We start from the raw sequence: 6597 nt of genomic DNA, 5'->3' as shown, positions 1-6597 counted from the left end.
CTTCGCTTCCTAGCACTGCACTACGTCTCGACCGCCAGTGAGAGAAATTCGAGTAGCTCGAGTTTCTTGCTGGCATCATTTAAGATGTCAATTTTGAATCCGAAGATTCGTTTTGTCTCTTCACCGATAAAGTCGGTTGCAAGACTTTATTTGTTGACGTTTTGCTGTTCAGTTTTCAAGGTTCGTTTCGCGCTTCTTCAAAAGCGACTTCTCTAATTTATCATCGCTGACTCTCTAAGTCAAGAACTTTTTTAAATTAGTTTTTAAGGCTTTTTCAAGGCTGAGTAACTAACTCCCTCAGCGACGTTTACTATAATAGCATGGGTTGTTTTTATAAGTCAACACTAAAAACAAAAAAACTTATCAAAGCTCTACTTTCATAGGATAGGGTCGATTTGTTTGATTAGGAAGATCCGTTGATTTGCGTTGCAGGCGGACGCAAATCAACAGTAATATCTCTCCTCTATTAACATTCATCGCTCTACACGATAGTCTCTGTGAAATACATATTCATTTTTCGAGTCGCTTTCAACGATTTGAATAACACCTTTTTCAATTAAAAACTCAACAAGAACTTCAAGATTAATTGAATACATCCGCAGCTCCTCATGCTCGTGAAGCTCTTGGATTGTCCACGTCTCCTTTGTCGACATGATGTCCATAATATGCCTCGCTCCGTCAAGTGTTCGATTATGGATGAAGAATTCACTTGCTAGGAAGAGAAGCTCCAATCTTTTTTCAATCGGTTCCTCACTCATAATAAGTTCCTCGTATAGTTTATAAATTGCCGGATCAATCTTTTTCACTTGAGACCACACCGTCACTTCAGGAGACAATCCTTTTTCAATAACAGTAAGTCTGGCAAGATGATGAAGAGACTGGATTGCATGGTGATATGAGTCCATATAGTTTTTCTGCTCGAAAAACATCTTTCCTTCCATATAGACTCTTACTAATCTTGATAGCTCAAGTCCCATCTTTATCTTCCGTCCGTAGAAGGGATATTCCTTCAACTCATTTTTCAAACCTTCGACAAATTCATTGCGGTCAAAAAAGATCTTCCCATAGAACAACCAATCGACGACTTTTCTTCTTGTTCCAAGCAGCAGCCATTTTCTCAGTTGCTTTTCGCTAATGACATGCATCGCAGCTTTGCCAGTACCATCCGTATAATGTTTTGTATATATAGGTGTTTCTTCATTAGATGTAATGATTAACATGATTTCGTCAAATGTGTCTGTTATCGGATCGCCTGCACCTCTTTTTTCAACGAGAATGACACCTAGTGTTTCAGGCGAGCTTGCGCGTTCTTGATAAATCGGTCTAAGAACTTGTTCCATTATGACACCTCCACTTCCTTTTCTTCGACGCAACTCTTAAAAAACCCTTCATTCGAAAATCGTAAAATATGATGCGAACAGAATTTGTGCTATATTGATTGAGGAACATTCAATATCTTATCCAACATACTTCACTCTAAGGAGGATTTCGGATGAAACCCTATAAAAATAAAATAAATCGGATTCGGTCATTTGCGCTATCCCTAATTTTCATCGGGGTCGTCATTATGTATCTTGGGATATTCTTTAGAAGCAATGAAATCGTTATGTTGATTTTCATGGTTCTAGGTCTCCTTGCTATTCTAGGCAGCACGGTCGTTTATGCTTGGATTGGGACATTGTCGACAAGGGCTGTACAAATTGTATGTCCAAGTTGCGGCAAAGAGACTAAAATGCTTGGCCGGGTCGATATGTGTGGACATTGTAGAGAACCACTTACGTTGGATCCATCATTGGAAGGCAAGGAATTCGATGAAGCTTACAACCGCCCGGCGAATAGAAACGATTCATCTAAAAAGAAATAAGAAAAACCGGTTCCGTCTTTCACTATCGGAACCGGTTTTCTTATTTTGCTTTATTGGCGCCTGCTGCACAATCAGGACATGTTCCATACACTTCAAGACGATGGGAATTGACTTCGAAACCTGTAACATGAGAAGCGAGGTGCTCAACTTCCTCAAGTCCGGGATGATGGAAGTCAACGATTTTTCCACAGTTATCACAAATGATGTGATAATGATCATGTGTTACAAAATCGAACCGGCTTGAAGCATCTCCATAAGTGAGTTCCTTTACAAGTCCGGCATTCCGGAAAACCCGCAGATTATTATATACGGTCGCAACACTCATATTTGGGAAATCAGCTTCTAGCGCTCTATATATTTCATCAGCAGTAGGATGCGTCTCAGAAGAAATGAGAAATTCTAAAATGGCATGCCTTTGCGGTGTAATTCGAACACCACTTTCCTTCAATGTGACAAGCGCGTCTTTCAAAAACACTTCAGACATCGCCAACACTCCAATCCATAAAGATTACTTCTTTATAATCATTATAATTAGTTTACTGAGAAAAGGCATATTTGTCAACTAAAGAGCTGTCCATAGGTGGGTGCAGGCACCGATTCAATACCCTTTTACAGGATTAATCAAATTGATCAGATCCTTATCGCCTCTTTGCCACTTTTTCAGATTTCCCGTGAAAAACTCGAGCGCTCTCTCAATATACTTCCCGGAATGGCTGGAGACATGCGGTGAAATTATTATATTCGATAAAGACCAAAGTTCGCTTTCCGCTGGTAATGGCTCCGTTTCAAACACATCGAGGACTGCGTGCCCGATTTCCTCGTTTTTCAGAGCCTCTACTAGTACGGCTTCTTTTACAAGGTCACCTCTGCCGAAATTCATGAAGATTGCAGTTTCCTTCATCGCCTTGAAATGGCTTTCCGTCAGCAGTCCTTTCGTTTTGGCTGTGCTCGGCAATACGGATAGGACGATATCTGCTTCCGGAAGCCTGCTGAGCAGTTCATCAAATTGAATCGTATCATCCATGTACTGTGCAGGGTTCCCTGAATAATTACAGCCGATCGTTCGAACGCCGAAAGCTTGAAGCAATCGACCCATTTCAGATCCGATCGCCCCCGGCCCAAGAATAAGAGCAGTCGACCCACGCAGTTCCGTTTGTCGAACTTTCGTATTCCACTCTTTCCGTTTTTGTTGCTCCGCTAATACCGGCAACGCTCGTTTAAGGGATAGAATATGCGCAAGAGCCGTTTCTGCCATCGGTGTTTTATGAATTCCGCGAACATTACTAATGATAATGCCTTTTGCGGCAATTTCAGCGAGCGGCATCTTTTCCACACCTGCAGAAGCGACCATTAACCATTTTAGAGATGTTGCTCTATCAAGTACCTCTGTACTTATATCTTCCCCATAGGTAACAATAACTTCAAAATCCTCTACTGGGGCTGTATTAACTTTGTTATTGAAGTCAAACTGGATTTCGGGAAAATCAACTTTTAATTTCTCAAGCTGTTCGTCCTTAATTTTGAAGGTGAATAATACTTTCATCTAATTTCCCCCTTACGCCTTCTTCGTTAATTGCTCCAACGTAGCAAGCGCTTCTTCGATATGCCCTTCTACTTTCACTTTCCGCCATTCCTTCACAACTGTCCCTGTAGGGTCGATCAAAAATGTGGAACGTTCGATTCCCATGTATTCCTTGCCGAACATTTTCTTTAATTTCCAAACGCCGTACGCTTCCGCAGCCTGATGATTTTCATCGACTAGCAATGAAAACGGAAGGCCTTGTTTTTCGATAAACCGTTGGTGAGATGCTTCGTTATCCGGGCTCACACCTAGAATGACGGCATTCAAATCACTGAAACTTTGGTGCGCGTCCCTAAAATCACATGCCTGCGTTGTGCAGCCAGGAGTAGCGTCCTTCGGGTAAAAGTAGAGGATGACATACTTCTTCCCTTCAAAATCCCGTAGTGAAACAATCTCTCCGTTTTCGTTCGGCAATGAAAATTGCGGCGCTTGCATTCCTTCCAACTTCTCCATTAGCGATCCCTCCATCTTTTTCTATACCCAATCGTACCGGACATCTGATAGAGTTTCAATTTCTTTGGCGTATCGACGCAGTTTTGTATAAAATGGAGGTTGTACCGATTTGAACGGAGGAATTGAAATGGACAGAACAAAATCAGAACAGATCTACCAAGAAGCTTGTGAACATATCGTCGGAGGTGTGAACAGCCCTTCCCGTGGCTATAAAGCGGTAGGCGGTGGAGCACCTACAGTAATGGAGCGCGCAGAAGGTGCCTATTTCTGGGACGTTGATGGAAATAAATATATTGATTACTTAGGTGCTTACGGTCCTATCATTACTGGCCATGCACACCCACATATCGCAGAAGCCATTACGAAGGCGGCAACTACCGGTGTACTGTACGGAACTCCGACACGCCATGAAGTCAAATTTGCTAAAATGTTGAAAGAAGCGATTCCCTCCATGGATAAAGTCCGTTTCGTCAACTCAGGGACAGAAGCTGTCATGACAACAATCCGCGTGGCACGAGCCTTTACTGGAAGAACGAAAGTAATGAAGTTTGCGGGTTGCTATCATGGGCATTCCGATCTTGTACTCGTAGCTGCAGGATCCGGGCCTGCAACATTAGGGACTCCGGATTCAGCAGGTGTCCCAGCATCCATCGCCCAAGAGGTGATTACAATCCCATTTAATGATCCTGATGCATATAAGGAAGCTATGGAAAAATGGGGAGACGAACTTGCATGTGTATTGGTCGAGCCGATTGTCGGGAATTTCGGTATTGTCGAACCGATTGAAGGATTCCTTCCACTCGTCCATGAACTTGCGAAGGAAAAAGGCGCGCTTATCATTTATGATGAAGTGATCACAGCTTTCCGTTTCCATTATGGCAGCGCACAAACTTTACTTGGAACGACTCCGGACTTGATTGCCTTCGGAAAGATTATCGGCGGCGGACTTCCGATTGGAGCATATGGCGGCAAGAAAGAAATTATGGAAACCGTCGCACCGCTCGGCCCTGCATACCAAGCAGGTACGATGGCGGGCAATCCTGCTTCCATGCTGTCTGGGATCGCTTGCTTGGAAGTATTGCAACAGCCCGGCATCTATGAAGAAATGGATCGACTTGGCAGAATGTTAGAGGAAGGCATTCTTCAATTGGCGGAAAAACACGGCATCACCATGACAATCAATCGTCTAGGCGGAGCACTTACACTATTCTTCACAGATGTGAAGGTAGAAAACTATGAGCAAGCCGAACAGACAGACGGAGAGCTCTTCGCGAAATTCTTTAAACTGATGCTCGCGAACGGCATAAACCTTGCTCCTTCAAAATATGAAGCTTGGTTCCTCACAATCGCGCATAAAGAGGACGACATCATTCATACACTAGAGGCGGTTGACCGTTCATTCGAAGAATTGTCACGTCAAATGAACAAATAACAAAATCACTTAGAAAAATGGTTTCGTGAATAAAAGCATTAACCTTATAAATACCTTTAGTAGAAAGGATAATCATATGAAACTTGGAGCCCGCATCTTCAAAACGGGTATAGCGATTGTTGCCGCATTGTTTCTAGCTGAAATGCTCAGCTTGCCGAATCCGGTTTTTGCAGGCATTGCAGCTATCTTTGCGATTCAACCTTCCATTTATCGATCATATTTGACGATCATTGAACAAATCCAAGGGAATCTGATCGGTGCCATTACCGCTATCACCTTTGTACTATTGTTCGGGCATCAAATTGTCATTGTCGGATTCGCAGCGGTCATCATTATCTTGATCATGCTGAAGTTAGGGCTTGAGAAATCCATTTCCCTAGCTCTAGTGACGATGATTGCCATTATGGAGATCAAAGGGGACGCCTTCCTATCCTTCGCCCTCCTTCGATTCGTCACAATGGTCATCGGTGTACTTTCCGCTTTTGTCGTCAACTTGTTATTCATGCCTCCAAAGTATGAAACAAAGCTTTTCCAGGCGATCCATAATGCACAGGATGACATTATTCGATGGATTCGACTTGCTGGAAGGCAAGCTTCCGAACATATCGCTACAAAAAAGTCATTGGTGAAATTGAAGGAACGGCTCGCAAACATCGACCAGCTTTATTCGCTTTACAAAGAGGAGCGAAGCTATTTCAAGAAGACTTCTCGCTCAAAGGTGCGTAAACTTGTTATTTACAGACAGATGATTGCAACCTCTCAAAGCAGCTATGAATTGCTATCACGACTTCATAAATTTGAAAATGAATTAATTAAATTGCCCGAGCATTTCCGAATGATGATCCAGGAGCGGCTCGATGCATTGCTTACGTATCACGAGCAAATTCATTTGAAGTTTGTCGGCAAGTTAAAATCCGACAGGATGTTGGAAAGCATGACCGAGGAATTTATCCAACGACAGGAAGTGATGGACATTTTCGCGAAGGAAATCGCCATCACAAAAGAAGAAGAAGAATTTTCCGCATATCACCTCCTTCATGTCCTTTCTTCTTTGTTGGATTATGAAGAACAGTTGGAGTATCTCGATCGATTGATCGTCTCTAATAAGCGTAGGCACGGACATGAAGTGAGCAATGAAATGCAAGATGAGATCTATTAACGATAGAACGTAAAAACCATCCTTGGAATAATGATGTGACCCCTAAAAGTTAGAGTTTTATATTACGCAGCTAGTTGGCTGGTGTGAAGACGGTATTGAACCGGACT

7 protein-coding genes are annotated in these 6597 nt (G+C 42.7%); 3 read left to right on the top strand and 4 right to left on the bottom strand.

The genetic code is table 11. The features are described 5' to 3' along the window. Positions 1-473 precede the first annotated feature (473 nt). Positions 474-1340 carry a nucleotidyltransferase-like protein gene (locus ACR65H_RS18425; RefSeq protein ID WP_440502405.1) on the bottom strand — a complete coding sequence of 289 codons (867 nt, stop codon included), beginning with the start codon at positions 1338-1340 and terminating at the stop codon, positions 474-476. 152 nt (positions 1341-1492) lie between these two features. Between ACR65H_RS18425 and ACR65H_RS18420 the strand changes: the two genes are divergently transcribed. Further along, positions 1493-1864, top strand: a complete 372-nt coding sequence (locus ACR65H_RS18420) for a YgzB family protein (protein WP_440502404.1) — start codon at positions 1493-1495, stop codon at positions 1862-1864. Between the two features lie 40 nt (positions 1865-1904). On the opposite strand, the gene perR is transcribed toward ACR65H_RS18420, so the two are convergent. From perR to bcp, 3 genes are all read right to left on the bottom strand, one after another. Next, the gene (gene perR / locus ACR65H_RS18415) at positions 1905-2348 is read right to left on the bottom strand and encodes a peroxide-responsive transcriptional repressor PerR (protein ID WP_440502403.1); all 444 of its coding nucleotides are present in this window, start codon (positions 2346-2348) and stop codon (positions 1905-1907) included. 114 nt (positions 2349-2462) lie between these two features. Next, positions 2463-3407, bottom strand: coding sequence for a D-2-hydroxyacid dehydrogenase (locus tag ACR65H_RS18410; RefSeq protein ID WP_440502402.1), 945 nt, complete (start codon positions 3405-3407; stop codon positions 2463-2465). 12 nt (positions 3408-3419) lie between these two features. After that, entirely contained in the window at positions 3420-3899 is a 480-nt protein-coding gene (gene bcp / locus ACR65H_RS18405; RefSeq protein WP_440502401.1) for a thioredoxin-dependent thiol peroxidase, read from the bottom strand. Positions 3900-4026: 127 nt separating this feature from the next. Here bcp and ACR65H_RS18400 point away from each other — a divergent pair, with 127 nt between their 5' ends. Beyond that, positions 4027-5331 carry a glutamate-1-semialdehyde 2,1-aminomutase gene (locus ACR65H_RS18400; protein ID WP_440502400.1) on the top strand — a complete coding sequence of 435 codons (1305 nt, stop codon included), beginning with the start codon at positions 4027-4029 and terminating at the stop codon, positions 5329-5331. Positions 5332-5407: 76 nt separating this feature from the next. Continuing rightward, positions 5408-6490, top strand: a complete 1083-nt coding sequence (locus tag ACR65H_RS18395; RefSeq protein WP_440502399.1) for an FUSC family protein — start codon at positions 5408-5410, stop codon at positions 6488-6490. Positions 6491-6597: the final 107 nt, after the last annotated feature.

This window comes from Sporosarcina sp. SAFN-015 (genome assembly GCF_059415085.1).
Note: the sequence above shows the minus strand (reverse complement) of the source record. Positions and strands in the feature narration are given on the sequence as shown.

Bases quoted from the DNA above. Each gene is read 5' to 3' on its own strand.
- ACR65H_RS18425 (WP_440502405.1), bottom strand. From the start codon at position 1,340: ATGGAACAAGTTCTTAGACCGATTTATCAAGAACGCGCAAGCTCGCCT.
- ACR65H_RS18420 (WP_440502404.1), top strand. From the start codon at position 1,493: ATGAAACCCTATAAAAATAAAATAAATCGGATTCGGTCATTTGCGCTA.
- perR (WP_440502403.1), bottom strand. From the start codon at position 2,348: ATGTCTGAAGTGTTTTTGAAAGACGCGCTTGTCACATTGAAGGAAAGT.
- ACR65H_RS18410 (WP_440502402.1), bottom strand. From the start codon at position 3,407: ATGAAAGTATTATTCACCTTCAAAATTAAGGACGAACAGCTTGAGAAA.
- bcp (WP_440502401.1), bottom strand. From the start codon at position 3,899: ATGGAGAAGTTGGAAGGAATGCAAGCGCCGCAATTTTCATTGCCGAAC.
- ACR65H_RS18400 (WP_440502400.1), top strand. From the start codon at position 4,027: ATGGACAGAACAAAATCAGAACAGATCTACCAAGAAGCTTGTGAACAT.
- ACR65H_RS18395 (WP_440502399.1), top strand. From the start codon at position 5,408: ATGAAACTTGGAGCCCGCATCTTCAAAACGGGTATAGCGATTGTTGCC.